Annotated in this window: 15 protein-coding genes; 5 read left to right on the top strand and 10 right to left on the bottom strand. The window is 36.1% G+C overall.

Translation table 11 applies throughout. The annotated features are described in order from the left end of the window. Positions 1 to 4 precede the first annotated feature (4 nt). The 4 genes from lpdA to pdhA all read right to left on the bottom strand — a co-directional run bounded on the left by lpdA (position 5) and on the right by pdhA (position 4,923). Positions 5 to 1,408 (bottom strand): dihydrolipoyl dehydrogenase, encoded by a 1,404-nt coding sequence (lpdA, locus tag IKV95_RS08415; RefSeq protein ID WP_029092370.1) that lies wholly within the window; start codon positions 1,406 to 1,408, stop codon positions 5 to 7. A 3-nt stretch (positions 1,409 to 1,411) separates the two neighbouring features. After that, positions 1,412 to 2,728, bottom strand: coding sequence for a dihydrolipoamide acetyltransferase family protein (locus tag IKV95_RS08410; protein ID WP_069126003.1), 1,317 nt, complete (start codon positions 2,726 to 2,728; stop codon positions 1,412 to 1,414). Between the two features lie 100 nt (positions 2,729 to 2,828). After that, positions 2,829 to 3,806, bottom strand: coding sequence for an alpha-ketoacid dehydrogenase subunit beta (locus IKV95_RS08405; protein WP_029092372.1), 978 nt, complete (start codon positions 3,804 to 3,806; stop codon positions 2,829 to 2,831). 1 nt (position 3,807) lies between these two features. Beyond that, the gene (gene pdhA / locus IKV95_RS08400; RefSeq protein WP_069126005.1) at positions 3,808 to 4,923 is read right to left on the bottom strand and encodes a pyruvate dehydrogenase (acetyl-transferring) E1 component subunit alpha; all 1,116 of its coding nucleotides are present in this window, start codon (positions 4,921 to 4,923) and stop codon (positions 3,808 to 3,810) included. Positions 4,924 to 5,480: 557 nt separating this feature from the next. On the opposite strand from pdhA, the gene def reads away from it, so the two are divergent. From def to IKV95_RS08380, 4 genes are all read left to right on the top strand, one after another. Further along, entirely contained in the window at positions 5,481 to 6,032 is a 552-nt protein-coding gene (def, locus tag IKV95_RS08395; protein WP_029092374.1) for a peptide deformylase, read from the top strand. 34 nt (positions 6,033 to 6,066) lie between these two features. Further along, on the top strand, positions 6,067 to 6,705 hold the full coding sequence (locus IKV95_RS08390) for a TraX family protein (protein ID WP_029092375.1): 639 nt from the start codon (positions 6,067 to 6,069) through the stop codon (positions 6,703 to 6,705). 18 nt (positions 6,706 to 6,723) lie between these two features. Then, positions 6,724 to 7,911 (top strand): hypothetical protein, encoded by a 1,188-nt coding sequence (locus tag IKV95_RS08385; protein WP_069118566.1) that lies wholly within the window; start codon positions 6,724 to 6,726, stop codon positions 7,909 to 7,911. 207 nt (positions 7,912 to 8,118) lie between these two features. Further along, positions 8,119 to 9,768, top strand: a complete 1,650-nt coding sequence (locus IKV95_RS08380) for a peptide ABC transporter substrate-binding protein (protein ID WP_278403298.1) — start codon at positions 8,119 to 8,121, stop codon at positions 9,766 to 9,768. 267 nt (positions 9,769 to 10,035) lie between these two features. Here the strand turns inward: IKV95_RS08380 and IKV95_RS08375 are convergent, their stop codons facing one another. Continuing rightward, positions 10,036 to 10,701 (bottom strand): redox-sensing transcriptional repressor Rex, encoded by a 666-nt coding sequence (locus tag IKV95_RS08375; RefSeq protein ID WP_051457328.1) that lies wholly within the window; start codon positions 10,699 to 10,701, stop codon positions 10,036 to 10,038. Positions 10,702 to 10,862: 161 nt separating this feature from the next. On the opposite strand from IKV95_RS08375, the gene IKV95_RS08370 reads away from it, so the two are divergent. Then, positions 10,863 to 12,791, top strand: coding sequence for an ABC-F family ATP-binding cassette domain-containing protein (locus tag IKV95_RS08370; protein WP_069126010.1), 1,929 nt, complete (start codon positions 10,863 to 10,865; stop codon positions 12,789 to 12,791). A gap of 122 nt (positions 12,792 to 12,913) precedes the next feature. Here IKV95_RS08370 and IKV95_RS08365 read toward each other — a convergent pair whose 3' ends face one another. The 5 genes from IKV95_RS08365 to IKV95_RS08345 form a co-directional block, all read right to left on the bottom strand. Then, positions 12,914 to 13,852: a DUF4097 family beta strand repeat-containing protein gene (locus tag IKV95_RS08365; RefSeq protein WP_287451655.1), complete on the bottom strand. Its 939-nt coding sequence runs from the start codon at positions 13,850 to 13,852 to the stop codon at positions 12,914 to 12,916. Beyond that, the gene (locus tag IKV95_RS08360) at positions 13,849 to 14,451 is read right to left on the bottom strand and encodes a DUF1700 domain-containing protein (protein WP_029092379.1); all 603 of its coding nucleotides are present in this window, start codon (positions 14,449 to 14,451) and stop codon (positions 13,849 to 13,851) included. Before IKV95_RS08360 ends, IKV95_RS08365 begins: the two co-directional genes overlap by 4 nt. Then, on the bottom strand, positions 14,444 to 14,764 hold the full coding sequence (locus IKV95_RS08355) for a PadR family transcriptional regulator (RefSeq protein WP_029092380.1): 321 nt from the start codon (positions 14,762 to 14,764) through the stop codon (positions 14,444 to 14,446). Before IKV95_RS08355 ends, IKV95_RS08360 begins: the two co-directional genes overlap by 8 nt. 169 nt (positions 14,765 to 14,933) lie before the next feature. Continuing rightward, positions 14,934 to 16,091 (bottom strand): hypothetical protein, encoded by a 1,158-nt coding sequence (locus IKV95_RS08350; protein WP_287451654.1) that lies wholly within the window; start codon positions 16,089 to 16,091, stop codon positions 14,934 to 14,936. After that, positions 16,084 to 16,881: ABC transporter ATP-binding protein (locus IKV95_RS08345; RefSeq protein ID WP_287451652.1), on the bottom strand; the 798-nt coding region annotated here is incomplete at its 5' end. The genes IKV95_RS08345 and IKV95_RS08350, both read right to left, overlap by 8 nt.

The raw sequence follows: 16,881 nt of genomic DNA, 5'->3' as shown, positions 1-16,881 counted from the left end.
TTTATTACATGTGGATTGGCATACCAAGCGCAAGCTCAGCAGCTTCCATTACTGTTTCACTTAATGAAGGATGTGCATGAATTGTTAAAGCGATATCTTCAGCGTTCATACCTGCTTCGATAGCTAAACCAATTTCAGAAACAACATCACTTGCATTAACACCTACAACTTGACCACCAATTACAAGGTTGTCAGATTTGCGAGTGATTAAGCGTACAAAGCCTTCAGGCGCGTTTAAAGATAACGCACGGCCGTTACCGCCTAATGGGAATTTTGAAGCTTTAACATCATAACCAGCATCTTTTGCTTCTTTTTCAGATAATCCAACTTGAGCGATTTCTGGATCAGAGAACACGATTGCAGGCATAACGATATAATCAACTTCTGAAGGTTCACCAGCAATTACTTCTGCTGCAACTTTACCTTCGTATGATGCTTTATGAGCAAGTGGAGCGCCAGCAACGATATCGCCGATTGCAAAAATGTTAGAAACACTTGTGCGACCTTGTTTGTCAACTTCAACTAAACCACGATCTGTTAATTTAACACCTGCTTGTTCTAAGCCAATTTCAGCTGTGTTAGGGAAACGACCAACCGTTACCATTACATAATCAGCTTCAACTGTTTCTTCTTTATCATTTGCTTTATAAGAAACGACAACGCCTGTATCTGACTCTTCAACACCTTGTGCTAAAGCTTTAGTTACGATAGTTGCGCCTTTGTCTTTCATTTTACGCTTAACAGGTTGTACCATATCTTTAGGGTATTGCGGTAAAATTTCATCGCCACCTTCTAAGATAACAACTTCAGTACCTAAGTTTGCAAAAGCAGAACCTAGTTCAGTTCCGATATATCCGCCACCAATGATGACTAATTTTTTCGGTACTTCTGGTAAAGCTAAAGCTGTAGTTGAGTTAAGTACACGTTTTGAATATTTGAAACCTTTGATTTCAATCGGTGTAGAACCTGTTGCGATAATCAAGTTTTTGTATGTGTATGTTTCAGCGCCATTTTCGTGCATTACACGAATTGAGCTGTCTTCACCAACATAAGCTTCACCTGCAACAACAGTTACTTTATTTTTCTTAAGAAGTCCAGCAACGCCTGAAGTTAATTTATTAACAACGCCGCCTTTCCATTCTTGAGCTTTCGTAAAGTCTAATTTGATATCTTCAGCTAAAACACCCATGATATCTGAATGTTGAGCTTCTTGATAACGGTGACCAATAGTGATCAATGCTTTTGAAGGAATACAACCAACGTTTAAGCATGTTCCACCAAGGTTTTCTTTTTCAATTAAAGTTACTTGTTGACCAAGTTGTGCGGCACGAATGGCAGCTACATATCCACCAGGTCCCCCACCAATAACGATTGTTTCTGCATCAATTGGAAAATCGCCTACTACCATAATTTATCCCTCCATTAATAACAATTCTGGGTCAGCCAGTAATCGTTTGATATGATTCATTGCATTTTGAGCTGTTGCGCCATCGATGATACGGTGATCGAAGCTTAATGATAAGGCAATTACTGGAGCAACTGCAACTTCACCATTAACTACGATTGCTTTATCAGCAATACGGCCAATTCCTAAAATAGCAACTTCTGGATGGTTGATAACTGGAGTAAACCATTGTCCACCAGCAGAACCAATGTTAGAGATAGTTGTAGATCCACCGCTCATTTCTGAAGCGCCTAATTTACCATCACGTGCTTTAACAGCTAATTCATTGATTTCAGCAGAGATAGCAAAAACAGATTTAGTGTTTGCATCTTTAACAACAGGTACTAATAAACCACGATCAGTATCAGCAGCGATACCAATGTTATAGTAATGTTTGTAGATAATTTCATCAGATGAATCATCGATAGATGCGTTCAATACTGGGTATTTTTTAAGTGCACTTGTTAATGCTTTAACAACATATGGCAAGTAAGTTAATTTAATGTCTTGTGCAGCAGCAACTTCTTTGAAACGTTTACGATGAGCAACAAGTGCAGATACATCGATTTCATCCATTAAAGTTACGTGAGGTGCAGTGTGTTTCGAGTTAACCATTGCTTTAGCAATTGCTTTACGAATACCTGACATTTTTTCACGAGTTTCACGTTCACCTGGAGCGATTGGTGCTGGAGCAGCTTTTTCAGTTGCAGTTGCAGCTGGAGCAGCTTCTTCAGTTGATGATGCTACTGCAGCAGAATCACCATTCAAGAATGCTTCAACGTTTTCTTTAAGAACACGACCTGCTTTACCAGAACCGGCAACGCTAGAGATGCTCACACCGTTATCACGTGCAAATTTACGTACAGATGGCATAGCAATAACACGATCATTTTCGCGTTCTACAGCTTCTGTCGCAACAGGTGCAGGAGTTGATGCAGGTGCTTGTTGAGCAGCTGGGTCAGGAGCGTTTACTGGAGCAGCTGGAGATTCAGGAGTTTGCTCTTGTGTTTCAGCTGGAGCAGCTTCTTCTTGATCATTGTCATGACCTGGTGCATCGATAGTGATTAATAAATCACCAACAACAGAAACAGTACCTTCAGTTACATGAACTTCTAATACAGTACCTGTTACAGGACTTGGAATTTCTTCAACACTTTTATCATTTTGAACTTCTAACAATGGCTCATCTTCTTCGATTTTATCGCCTGGTTTTACAAACCATTTTACGATTTCGCCTTCGTGAATACCTTCACCGATATCTGGTAATTTGAATTTAAATGACACTTTTATCCATCCCCTAACATTTCTATTAGTTTAAGCAATCACACAGAAAACATGCGATTGCTTATACTGTTTATATCTTTCAAGTTACAACGTTTCTAAATTAGAAAGAAAGAACTTCTTTAGCTTTGTTGTAAATATCTGTTTTGTTTGGTAACCAAGCAGTTTCAGCTTGAGCAAATGGGAACACTGAATCAGCAGCTGTTACACGGCCAACTGGCGCTTCCAAGCTAAGGATTGCACGATCGTTAATTTCAGCAACAACATGTGCTGCAACACCTGCTTGTTTTTGAGCTTCTTGAATAACAACCACGTGGTTAGTTTTTTCAATAGAAGTAACAAGTGTTTCAGTATCGATTGGGCTAACAGTACGTAAATCGATAACTTCTGCAGAAATACCTTCTTTTTCAAGGTCTTCAGCAGCTTTTAATGATTCTTGAACCATTGCGCCATAAGCGATAAGAGTAATGTCAGTACCTTCACGACGGATGTTTGCTTTACCAAGAGGAACAGTGTAAGAACCTTCTGGAACATCTTCACGGAATGAACGGTAAAGTTTCATGTGCTCTAAAAATACAACTGGATCGTTATCACGAATAGCAGAGATTAATAAACCTTTTGCTTCGTAAGGAGTTGATGGAATAACAACTTTAAGACCAGGAGTTTGAGCCATTAATCCTTCTAAACTATCAGCATGCATTTCAGGAGTATGTACACCACCACCGAAAGGCGCGCGGAAAACAACTGGCATGTTACGAGTGTTACCTGAACGGTAACGAGTACGGGCTACTTGGCCAGCTACTTGGTCAAATACTTCGAATACAAAACCGAAGAATTGAATTTCAGCTACTGGACGGAAACCTTTGTATGCTAAACCGTTTGCTAAACCACCAATTGCAGATTCTGCAAGGGGTGTATCGAAGACGCGGTCAACGCCAAATTCTTTTTGTAAGTTTTCAGTTGCACGGAAAACACCGCCGTTGTTACCAACATCTTCACCAAAAACAAGTACGTTTTCATCGTTACGTAATTCTGTTGCAAGCGCATCAGTGATCGCTTGAATCATCGTCATTTGTGCCATGTTATTTCGACTCCTTTTCAGTGTAGATTGCAATTTGCTCTGCGATATTAGAAGTAGGCGTTTCAAACATGTTATTTAATAAGTCTGTAACTTTTTGTTTTGGAATCGCATCTGCTTCTTTGATTGCTTCTTTGATTTCTTCTTTAGCGCGTTCGATAACAGCTTCTTCTTGCTCTACTGTCCATAAGTTTTTAGACTCTAAGAATTTACGGAAACGAACGATTGGATCTTTCAATAACCATTCTTCATCCATTTCTTTAGTACGGTAACGAGTTGGATCATCACCAGCTAATGTATGTGGACCAAAACGGTAAGTTAATGTTTCGATAACAGTTGGGCCTTCACCATTGATAGCACGTTCACGCGCTTCACGAGTAACTGCATAAACAGCTAATGGATCCATACCATCAACAACAACACCAGGTACTCCAGCAGCAACAGCTTTTTGAGCTAATGTTGGTGCAGCAGTTTGCAATTCACGAGGAACTGAGATAGCGAAGCCGTTGTTTTGGATAACGAAGATTGCAGGTGATTTAAATGCACTTGCAAAGTTGATTCCTTCATAGAAATCACCTTGTGAAGAACCACCATCACCTGTATAAGTGATAGCAACACTTTTTTCACCGCGTTTTTGAATACCAAGAGCAACACCAGCAGTTTGTACATACTGAGCACCAATGATAATTTGTGGTGATACAAGATTTAAATCTTTAGGGTATTGATTTCCCGCAAAATGACCACGTGAGAATAAGAAAGCTTTCGCTAACGGTAATCCGTGCCAGATTAATTGAGGAACATCACGATAACCAGGTAAGATGAAATCTTCTTGTTCTAAAGCGAAATGAGTCGCTAATTGTGAAGCTTCTTGGCCTGCTGTTGGCGCGTAAAAACCAAGACGTCCTTGTTTATTTAATGATGTAGAGCGTTGGTCTAACACACGTGTCCAAACCATACGTTCCATTAATTCCACCATTTTTTCGTCAGATAAATCAGGCATGTATTCTGGGTTTACAACTTCACCGTTTTCATTTAACACTTGAACTGGTTCAAATTGTTTAGCGATTGCTGCAAATTGTTTCTTTACATCGACAATAACTTTTTTTTGCTTAATTGCCATGTTACTCCACTCCTTTTTTAGGTAATTGTTACCAAATCAGTTGATACTGTATAAAGCACATCTTTGATTGTATACTAGGTCAAGATTTAATGCAAAATAAATCGTATATGATATTATACAGCTTCCATGACTACTATAACAAACACACCCTATTTGGTCAAATATTGATACCTATTAAAACACAAAAACCTATGAAGCGCCTACGCTTAAGCGTTTTCACGCTGAAATACCTAAAAAAAACAGTTCTCATCTGTTATATGACAGAAACGTCGTATACTAGTACACAAAAGCGATTGTTTTTAATTATATGTATTTTTAGATATGACTTGTTGCTAATAGCTTGATTTTGATTAAATTTTTAACCATTTATTGATTATATTTTAACTATTATTATGCACTCAAAAATTAACTATATTATGCACCTAAACAATTAAATGTTCTTTTGTGTTATTTTCTGATAATATATTAGTGATATAGGACATATTTTTAGCGTAGCACATACACTAAATTCTTCATATTTTAAAACAAACTAAAAATTTTAAGAGGTGTAACGGATTATGATTACAATGAAAGATATCGTTCGTGAGGGACATCCCTCATTAAGAGTAAAAGCAAAAGATGTAAATTTACCATTGTCTGCGGAAGACATTAAGATTGGAAATGACATGTTGACGTTTTTAAAAAATAGTCAAGATGAAGAAATTGCAGAAAAATATGAATTGCGTGCTGGGATTGGTATTGCTGCTCCACAAATCGCAGTAGAGAAACGTATTATTGCGCTACATTTGCTGGATGACCGTGAACGTCTGATTAGCCACGTTCTATACAATCCAAAAATTGTTAGTCATTCTGTTGAAGATGCATGTTTAGCTGGTGGAGAAGGTTGTCTTTCAGTGGACCGTGATGTCCCAGGATATGTTGTGCGTCATATGCGTGTCACTGTGTCAGCGTTTGATATCAATTCTAAACCTGTGAAATTAAGATTTAAGGGTTACCCTGCCATGTGTGTTCAACATGAAATTGATCATATTAACGGCATTATGTTTTATGATCATATAAACGATAAAGACCCTTACGAACTTAAAGATACTGTAACAGTGATTGATTAATTGTTTCTATTTAATATGAAATGAGGAACATTCTGTGTTTAAAAAACTCGATGGCTTCACATTAAAGTTGATTGCGTTATTATCAATGACGATTGATCATATCGGTGTTTTCTTTTACTTGGATTCCGGTTGGCGCATTGTCGGCCGATTAGCGTTTCCAATTTTCGCTTTCTTATTAACGGAAGGGTATCGTCATACCCACAATCGTAAAAAATATTTTCTAACAATCGCCTTATCAGGTGTTATCATGCAAATCCCTCTTTTCTTTATGCAAGAACCAATGTTTAATATCTTTTTAACTTTGGCGCTTGGGATGCTCGCGTTATATGGCATTGAGTTTAAAAACTACTTCTTAGTCGGACTCATTTTACTGAGTGCTTGGATTTTTCCATTCGATTATGGTTTGTATGGTATTTTACTGATTATTGGTTCTTACCTATTGAAAAATCGCTGGCTGTTATTTTCCATCTATAGTTTAGCAATTGCTTTTTTAAGCCAATACACAGACCATCTTAGTGTTATTCAGCTTTATGCTATCGCGGCGTTACCTTTTATTTACATGTACAATGGGCAACGTGGTCGCAGTTGGAAATGGTTTTTTTACATTTATTACCCCCTGCATATCATTATAATTAACATCCTTGCAACGCTAGTGATGTATCTAAAACAATAGATTGAGAGGTTAACAACTATGTTTCAACACGTCGTACTCAAACAATTGCAAAATATTGCTGATGGAAAATTTGGTTTGGAACGAGAAAACTTGCGAGTGACAGCTTCAGGACGTCTTGCAATGACTCCGCATCCCAAAACACTAGGCGATAAGTGTTGCAACCCAGAAATAACAACCGACTTTTCTGAAAGTCAGATTGAAATTGTCTCACCTGCTGTCTCTTCAGTTGAAGCACTTTTACCTGAAATCAGCCGCATCAACGCTAAGGTGAAAAAAGGACTGGAAGATGAGTATTTGTGGATGCAAAGCGTTCCTCCTTGTCATTTACCGCCCGAAGATAAAATTCCACTGGCGCAGTTTGGTGTTCCTGGTGACGTTATCTATGAAAAAACAGAGTATCGTATGTATCTTGCTGCTAAGTACGGTAGTTATAAGCAATTGTACTCCGGTATTCATTTCAACTTTTCGTTTGACGAGGATCAATTGAATGAACTACTATCACTGGAACAACGTAATGATTTTTATATTCGATTAATGGCACAAGCTTTAAAATATCGTTACTTCTTAACGTTTACACTAGCAGCAAGCCCTAAAACAATTAACGGTACGACCTATCGTTCTGCTCGCTTAGGAAAAGAAGGTTATCATAATACGCAGCCAATACTATTAGATTATAGCGATACAGCCTCTTATCTCTGTTCTCTCAAAAAGGTGATTGATTCAGGCGTCATTGAAGGCTCTCGTGAACTTTATGAGTTGGTTCGTGCAAAAGGCACTAATATGGATGAGTTTAATTCACTTAAAGCTGAAATCAATCGAATTGAATTACGATTACCTGATTTAAATCCGTTTTATCCAGATGGTATTAATCCTGCCGATTTATATGTTATGCACCTTTATATTAAGTGGTGTAGCGGGTTAATCAACGATAGTTATACTGATGAAGAACAACTAATAGCTTCACAGTTATCGTTTGAAGCTTCGGAGTTAGATCTCACAGTGGCTGTTGAACATAAAATTAAAGCAATCTTTGATGCTCTTTTCGTTTATTTAGAGAACGCAGGGTTACCTTCTATTTATCATCAAAGTTTATTAGAAGCCTATGACCGATTCTTATACCCTAAAAAACGTTATGCTGAAAAATTATTACACGCTTATTCTGAAAGTTCATTTGAACAATTCAATTTAGAACACTCTATTAAATAACAGAAACGAAATTCCTATCGCTACTTTAAGATAAGAATTTCGTTTTTATTTTGCCTAAAACATTGCGGTGAAACCTTTTAATAATAGCGTTTGATAACTTCTTTATAAAAGATTTTTAATTCTGATGTAAAAACTCGGATTTATTTCTTGTACAATCCTTATCTGCTATGTATAATACTATTATCATAGAGTAAAGGAGCGAATTACATGTCTAAAAAAAGCATATTTTTGATAGCTATCATCAGTATATTAACCTTGGTCCTTGCTGCTTGTGGTTCAAACAATGCAGCCCCTGAAAAAAAATCAAATAATACCACTAATAAATCAGTTCATTTTGTTGAAACTGAAGATTTATTAACCCTTAATACAACTAATGAAGAGGATTTCGCAAGTTTCACAGCACAAAATCAAGTTTTAGAAGGATTGTATTCTCTCGATAAACAAGATAATGTTATCCCTGCAGTTGCTAAGTCATTGCCTAAAATTAGTGCTGATAAGAAAACATATACCATTCAATTACGAGATGACGCTAAATGGTCTGATGGTTCAGCAGTCACAGCAAAAGACTTTGTTTATGCATGGCAACGTGCTGTCTCACCTAAAACTGCACCTTCTTATTCAATTTTATTTGTAAATAGCATTAAAAATGCAAAAGAAGTAAATGAAGGAAAATTAAAAAGCAGTGAACTTGGCGTTAAGGCTGTCAATGACTATGAGTTACAAATCGAATTGATTAAACCCATCAGTTACTTCCCGTCACTTTTAAGTTTCCAAACTTTTTTCCCAATTAAACAAAGCTACCTAGAAAAACAAGGGGATAAATATGGAACATCAAGTGCCACAACTTTATACAATGGCCCTTTCACACTCAAAGGTTGGAGTGCTAGTGGCGATGGTTGGACTTATGTTAAAAACAAAAACTACTGGGATGCTAAAAATGTCAAAGTTGATGACATTAAAGTATCCGTTGTGAAAAATACAGGTACCGCCGTTAATCTTTATCAAAGTGGCGATGTTGATCGTGTCGTATTAGATGGTGAATTTGCTAAACAATATCGTGGCTCTAAAGATTTCCAAAATGAAAAAGATGCCCTTGTTGCTTATTTGCGTTTAAATGAAACTAAAGAGTCACCTTTAAAAAATAAAGACTTACGAAAAGCTGTCAGCTTAGCAATTAACAAAGAAACACTTGTTAACAAAATTCTCGATGATGGTTCTTTTGTAGCTGACGGTTTTATTCCTAAAAATTTCATTAATAACCCAGAGACAAATGCTGATTTTAGAACGGATGCTGGTACATTACAAAAACAAGACTTAAAAGAAGCTCAAACAGCATGGAAAGTAGCTCAAAAATCTTTAGGTAAAGACAAAATTAATCTTGTATACCTTACATCTGATAGCGACACAGATAAAAAAATCGCTGAATATATCACAGATCAACTTCAAAAAGACTTACCAGGTTTAACTGTTGAAATTAAAGCTTTACCAAGTAAAAACAAACAGCAAGCTTATTTCGAAGGAGATTATGACATTTCAGATGGTGCTTGGATGCCTGATTATAAAGATGCTACGACTTATCTTAATATTTTCGAATCTAAAAGTAGTCAAAATTACATTGGTTTTAAAAATACAACCTATGACCAATTATTAAATGATGCTGATAATAAAAACGCGGGTAACGATGAAGCACGCTGGAAAAACTTAGTGGCTGCTGAAAACATTCTTGTAAATAAAGAGTATGCCATCACACCACTCTATCAAAAACAAACAGCATTGTTACAAAAAGATCGTGTTGCTAATGTAGTAAAACATAACTTTGGTTCACCTTATAGTTATAAATATATCACTGTAAAATAACAAAAAAACGTATCGCTAAACAGCGATACGTTTTTTACTGAATACAAACGGCAAACCTAGGTCGTTACTCCTCACTCACATAGGATTACGTACCATCAGTACGCGCACCGTTGTTCGCTTGTCTTTCCTACTATCTTAGCATTTGTCTTTAGTCTACTAATCTTTTGAAAAAGGATTTTAAGTGAACTATAAAAGAGATAACAGTTTAGTTTTACTTTTTCTACAACCTGAAACGTATCGCTAAACAGCGATACGTTTTTTTGAAAACTATTCTGTTTTTTCTAATTGCGAGGCCAATGTTTGCACACGACTATTTAATGAAAAAAGGATTTGCAGTTCCTCAGCAAAATCAATCGTGCGTACTAAAACAGTTTTTGGTGCGTGAATTGCCACTGCACTAAAATTCAAAATTGTTGTGATTGATGTTCCTGGGATTTTTCCCATCAACTGTGTCGCTTCATCACCAGAACAGGCAATCAACAAAGTTTCAATCTGTTTTTCTTCTATTATTTTTTTGAAATCACTAATGCTATATATCGGAACACCATTTTCAATTGTGCCCACCTCATTATCAGTAAAATCAAATGCACAACTCACTGACATATTGGCTGCACTAAAACTAGGATAGTGTAACAATGATTTCCCCAATAAATCCATGCCCACAACTGCCATCAAACGACTATGTGTATCTGAAAAAAGATCCTCAAAAAATGTCATTAAACTTTCTACACTATAGCCGTACCCTTTCTTTCCTAACGCCCCAAAATAAGAAAGATCACGGCGCACAGTTGCTGCCTCAATCCGAAGATCTTTACTTATCTCTTTTGATGAGACACGATCTATCTGATTGTTTTCCAATGTTTTTACATACTGATAATACAAACCCATACGCTTTGCAGATGCTTTAGGTATATCAGGGTATTTGTTAAACAAGGTACCACTCCTTTGTTTGAACGATTCAATTCGTTAATACCATTGTATAGGTATTTATTAAATTTGGCTAGATAGCATCGTCATATAATGTTGTTAATTGTGTACGTTCCCTTTTACGAGAAAATCAGTTAAACTAATAAGAGAGAAGGATGTGTGCTTACATGATATTATTACAAGTTAGTCAACTTACAAAACTATTCGGAGCCGAACCTGTGCTCGAAAATATACAGTTGGAAATCCAAACAAATGATCGAATTGCCTTAGTTGGTAAAAATGGTGCTGGTAAATCAACCTTATTAAAAATAATCGCTGGACAAATTTCATACGATACAGGTCAGATTAGTAAACCTAAAGATGTTACCATTGGTTATCTAGCTCAAAATACTGGCTTGGAATCTGATCGTACGATTTGGGATGAGATGCTGACCGTTTTTGAACCCTTAAAAAAAATGGAAACCAAAATGCGTTCCTTAGAAGAACAACTTGCAACGCCAGCTGTTTATGAAGATAGTGAACGTTATCAGCAAGTATCTTCCCAATATGATAATTTGCAACATGATTTTAAGGAACAAGGTGGTTATCAATACGAATCTGATATTCGCTCAATCTTACACGGTTTCCGTTTTTATGAAGAGCGTTATAATCAAGTGATTAATAGTCTTTCAGGGGGCCAAAAAACACGATTGGCCTTAGCAAGACTGCTACTCTCCAAAAATGACATTTTAATTTTAGATGAACCGACTAACCATTTAGATATCGAGACATTAACATGGTTAGAGGATTACCTCTCTAACTACCGCGGTGCGTTACTTATCGTTTCACATGACCGTTATTTTCTAGATCGTGTGGTCAACCAAGTTTATAGTATTAGTCGTAAAAAATCGACGCATTATGTGGGTAACTATTCGCATTACCTCGAACAATATGCAGCTGATTTGGAAAAAGAATGGAAATTATTTGATAAACAGCAAGATAAAATCGCTAAACTAGAAGATTTTGTTCAACGTAATATAGTGCGTGCATCCACAACTAAACGTGCTCAATCACGGCGTAAACAACTCGATAAACTTGATCGTTTAGATAAACCTCAAGGTGATGAAAAAGCAGCACATTTTGGTTTTACGATTGATAAACCAAGTGGAAAAGATGCCCTTATAACAACAGACTTATCGATTGGTTATGAAGGTACGCCTCTTTCCTCTAATTTGAATATTGATGTTAAACGCACTGACGCTATTGCTCTTGTCGGTCCTAATGGTGTTGGAAAGTCAACATTGTTAAAAACTTTAATCAAACAAATACCAGCATTAGCTGGCAGTTTCAATTTTGGCGCAAATACGGAGATTGGCTATTATGATCAAGAAATAGCAACGATGAATAGTCGTCAAACTGTATTGGAAGAACTTTGGTCAGCTTATCCAAGCTTGGATGAAAAAATCATACGTACTATTTTGGGGTCTTTCCTCTTTACAGGCGATGATGTGAAAAAGGCTGTTAATATGTTGAGTGGTGGCGAAAAAGCTCGTCTAGCATTATCTAAATTAACGCTCCAACATGCCAATTTTCTGATTTTAGATGAACCTACTAACCATTTAGATATCGATAGTAAAGAAGTTTTAGAAAATGCTTTAATAGATTATGAAGGTACATTACTATTCGTTTCGCATGACCGTTATTTCATTAACCGTATTGCGAACAAAGTAATTGAATTATCTGCTGAAGGCGCTGTTACCTATTTAGGAGACTATGATTATTATGTTGAAAAACTTGCCATTCAAACTGAACGCGCTGAGATTTTAGCGGCAGAAACTGAAATAAAACAACAAATTGATACACCCAATGATCGCAAATTAAGCTACACAGAAGAAAAAGCAATTGCTCAACAAGCCCGAAAAAAGCAACGTGAAATCGAAGCTCTTGAACTGAAAATTGCAGAAACAGAAGAAACAATTGAAAAATTGGAACATACACTTGCACAGCCAGAAGTATTTGGTGACGTGGCTCAAACACAAACCTATCATAAAGAGTTATTAGAGGCTCAAGCTATCTTAGAAAAACTATTTGTGGATTGGGAAGCGTTATCCGAATAAACAGCAAAAAGAACATCGGTAAACATAACCGATGTTCTTTTTTTAATAACGTTCGATAATAAATAATGCGATGATAATCATGATAATACAGAGAATACACATTCGATTTTTAGTCACCTTCATTAGCGAGATTCTCTCACATCGATGGCTACATCACCTGAATTTGATTCAATGCTTAAGCTGTTTTCTGTCTGCTTAGTTTGCGTGTGATAATTACTGTTAATTTCATTCCCATTTAAATAACTATCGCCATATTTAGTGATGACTTTTACTGCCAAAGTTGATGGGCTCTTGATTTTAATATCACCATAACGATTAGTAATCACATTTTCACCAAACATATCATTATCAGTTAGTGAGATATCGCCGCTTGCATTTTTAATCGTAGATTGATTCCACTTACTTGCTTTCACATTAATATCACCGTAGTCACCCTCAAACTCGAATTTTTCAAACTTACTTTTAGTGATTTTAGTATCGCCTGCGTTATTAAGAACTGCCAGTATTTTGCTGTTCACTTGGTCAAGCTGTAAATCCCCATATTTTTGTTGTATCTTCAAATCACCTGCTACATTTACATCAGAAAAATTAACATCCCCACTCTTCAAATCCAAAGTGATTTCTTTAGCATCTTGCTGTTCAACTTTAACATCGCCACTACGATTCGTAATTACTAATTGATCCAATTTACTATTTTTAGGAACCGTAATCGTTACTTTGGGATAACTCGACGTTAAACCAATTTGAACATTACTGACACCTTCTTTTCCTTTAACTTCCAAACGATTATCTGTCGATGTTACAACCATTTTAGCCTCTTTATTATGTGTCAAAGTTACGCCTGCTACATCACCAGAAATAATTTCAACTTCAGCATCTTTCACATCAATAGCAATGTTTTTAAACGCTGCTACTTTTTGTGTTTCCGTTACATATTCTATCGGTACTAAACGATTATTATTCCATGTCAGGCTGTAAGCTGGTCCTTTAAAATAACCAACTGTTATAAGTATTAAACCTACTAATAGTAATAAAAATAAACTGGTCCTTATTTTTTTCATCGATTGACACCTCGTTTTGATTGAATTTTACGATACAACTTTTGAATTGTACCCGAGATAACTTTGAATAAAAACTGACAAAACGTTTTAAAAGGTAACATTAGTAACCCACCGATTGCCATTGCCACAAAACCAATACCGACAAAGAAAAAACTCGATGCAACATTTTCTGGAATAATAAGTATACCTGCTATAGCTGCACCAAGACCGCTGATTGTAAAGGCAATAAAAACAACTGCGTAACAAACAACGAGTGTTAAACTTACAACTGCTGCTACCATTAGCAAAGCCACTACTACTACCATAAGAGGTAATGTTACTGGGCTTGAAAGAATTCCTGCCATCACCCACCACAAGGTTGTTGAGCGACGTTTTACTGAGGTATCTTTATCATTCAGTTCTTTAATAGCAAAATCAGCGGTAACTTCCCGTGCGATACGTTTTGGACTTCCAATTTCTGCTATCACCTCATTTTCAGTTTTCATTGTCATACCTTCATCGATAAATTCACTATAGTATGTTAGTATATCGTCTCTTTCTTCAGCTGGTAATCGTTTTAAATGCTTTGATAAAGTCATTATAAATTGATTTTTATTCATGTTTGCCCTCTCCTTCAACAACTTGTTTTATTTTCCCTTGGAAAATTTCCCACTCACTGGCTAATAATTCTTTATGTGCCAGACCTTTTTCTGTAATTTTGTAATAACGTCTGTTTCTTCCTTGATAAGCTTCATCATACGTAATAACATGTTCGTCTTTCTTAAGTCGGCGCAAGACCGGATATAAGGTTGATTCACTAATATCCATTACTTTTTTTACCTCAACTGTTAAGGCGTAACCATAAGCATCTTCGCGTGCTAAAACACCCAGTACACAGAAATCGAGTAACGCCGCACCTATTTGAAAATTCATGAGCTTGTCCCCCTCTAATACTATACGTCATATAATATATACATACTATACAACGTATAATATTGGTTGTCAACACTGTTAGTTATATTTATTAGTTAAAAAGTTATCAATATAGTTATCTCCGCAAAAAAAAGCATCCAAACACAAGCTTAGGACACTTTTTTAATGGTTACGCCTTGAGTACCAAACGCTCACTATTAACTAAAAAACGAGAAATAATCAAACAAATAATGCTCGAAGCGAGCAACACTAATATACCTGTTCCTGTTGTAAAATAAGCTGATTTAAAATGATCGACGATGTTCCCTTCTGTTATATCGACAATGTTAAAATAAAATAAAATAAACGGATTAAATGCTAACCAGGTTGCTTCTACTGCTTCAAATCGCTGCGTTAATTGTTGTGTTATTATTAATAACACTAACTCAACAATCATCGTGATGACTGTATTTTTAAACAGCAATAATAAAACAGTGGTCAGATTAACAATAAAATACATTGCCGCACTAACCAGCAGAATAACTTGCAGTAATTGCTTGGTTATTGTAATAAAGTGATAACCCGTTACATCCTTTACGAGTACAGGATAGTCACTATAACTATAGCCATTGACTGTACCAGCAATAAAGAATGATAATAAGAATAGCAAAGCGATAAAGACAAAGCCAATTCCATAAGCTACAAATTTTTTCGCACCCATAATACGGCTCTTTTTGAGTGGTAAGGTTGTTAAAAAACGCCATTTCCCTGTTTCAATATCGCTGCCTAACACACCCGTTATCACGAGAATAAAACAAAAAGGCAAGAAATAAGGGAACATATAACGCATCATATTGACACTGAAATCTGGTCCCCAAACGCTAAACATCGTACTGTTGTATTCATAACCTTTTTTTGCAATCTCTTTTTTTAAGGCTAAATCAGTTTCTAATTCTTGAAAATCAGGACTTCTATCTTGTCTACCACTAGTGATTTCTTCAATACGATGTTCTTCCATCAGCATTTCAAGTTGTAAAGCTGTTTTACTATCGTTAGCATTAAGGGCAGCTACGCGTTCAACTCCTAATTGTAATAATTTTTCTTCGCTTGCTAAATTTTGACGATCTTTCTCTGTTTCTATGTCTAGTTTTGTTTCATCGATTACTCGTTGCACTTCAGTATTGTTCAAAACTTGTTCCTCAGCCAACCCTCTTTCGAGCATATGATATTGATTATTATGAATGGCATAAAACATACTGGTTGCAGCAATCAGAATAAAGAGAATAACATAAACAACTTTTTGCTTCAAAACTTTTTTCAGTTCAAACTTAAGTAGTAAATTAATCACTAGCTGCCTCCTCACCATAAATTGCTTCATAGTTGTACATCGTTTTAGCTGCTAACAATGTGAGTTTAAGGACATTAATGTTCCATTGACTAAATATTGCCATCAGTAAACGTATGGTCTGTTGTTCAATTTCCACTATTATTTCAGTGTTACTCATATGCTTTATGTTTTTTATCGTCTCACAGGCTAACAAACGTTGTTTTTCTTCATCGGTCAGTTGCTTCTCTAACTGTAGATGGTAACTGTCGGTCAAAGGATCAACAAGATTATCGGCTTCAACAAGCACACCCTTTTTTATAAAGTGGACCACATCTGCTAATTCATCTACGTCTTGCAATTGATGCGTTGAAAAAATAACTGTTTTGTCATCAGCTATTAAACGCTTGATGTGTTGTTTGATTTGCTTACTCACTAATAAATCTAGCCCATTTAGCGGTTCATCCAACACATATAACTCTGCTTCGGATAACAATGCCATCGCAAACAACAATTGTTGCTTCATACCTAATGAATAGGTTTTAACTTTCAAATTTATAAAACCATCAATCTGTAATAGTCTTGTTACTGAATCAATACTTCTTTTAGGTTGATAAGCTTTAGCAATCAACTCTAAATGATCTTTCCCACTAAGAATCGGATACAACATCTCATTACCTTGTAAGAAAAAACACCTTTCCGTTGGAAGTGTTCGCTCAATATCACCAGTAGTCGGCCGATACAAACCAGTAATTAAACGAAAAAGTGTTGTTTTACCACTCCCATTAGGTCCAATGATAGCCGTGATTTTTTT

This window comes from Brochothrix sp. (genome assembly GCF_017549435.1).
Classification (GTDB): Bacteria; Bacillota; Bacilli; order Lactobacillales; family Listeriaceae; genus Brochothrix; species Brochothrix thermosphacta.
Note: the sequence above shows the minus strand (reverse complement) of the source record. Positions and strands in the feature narration are given on the sequence as shown.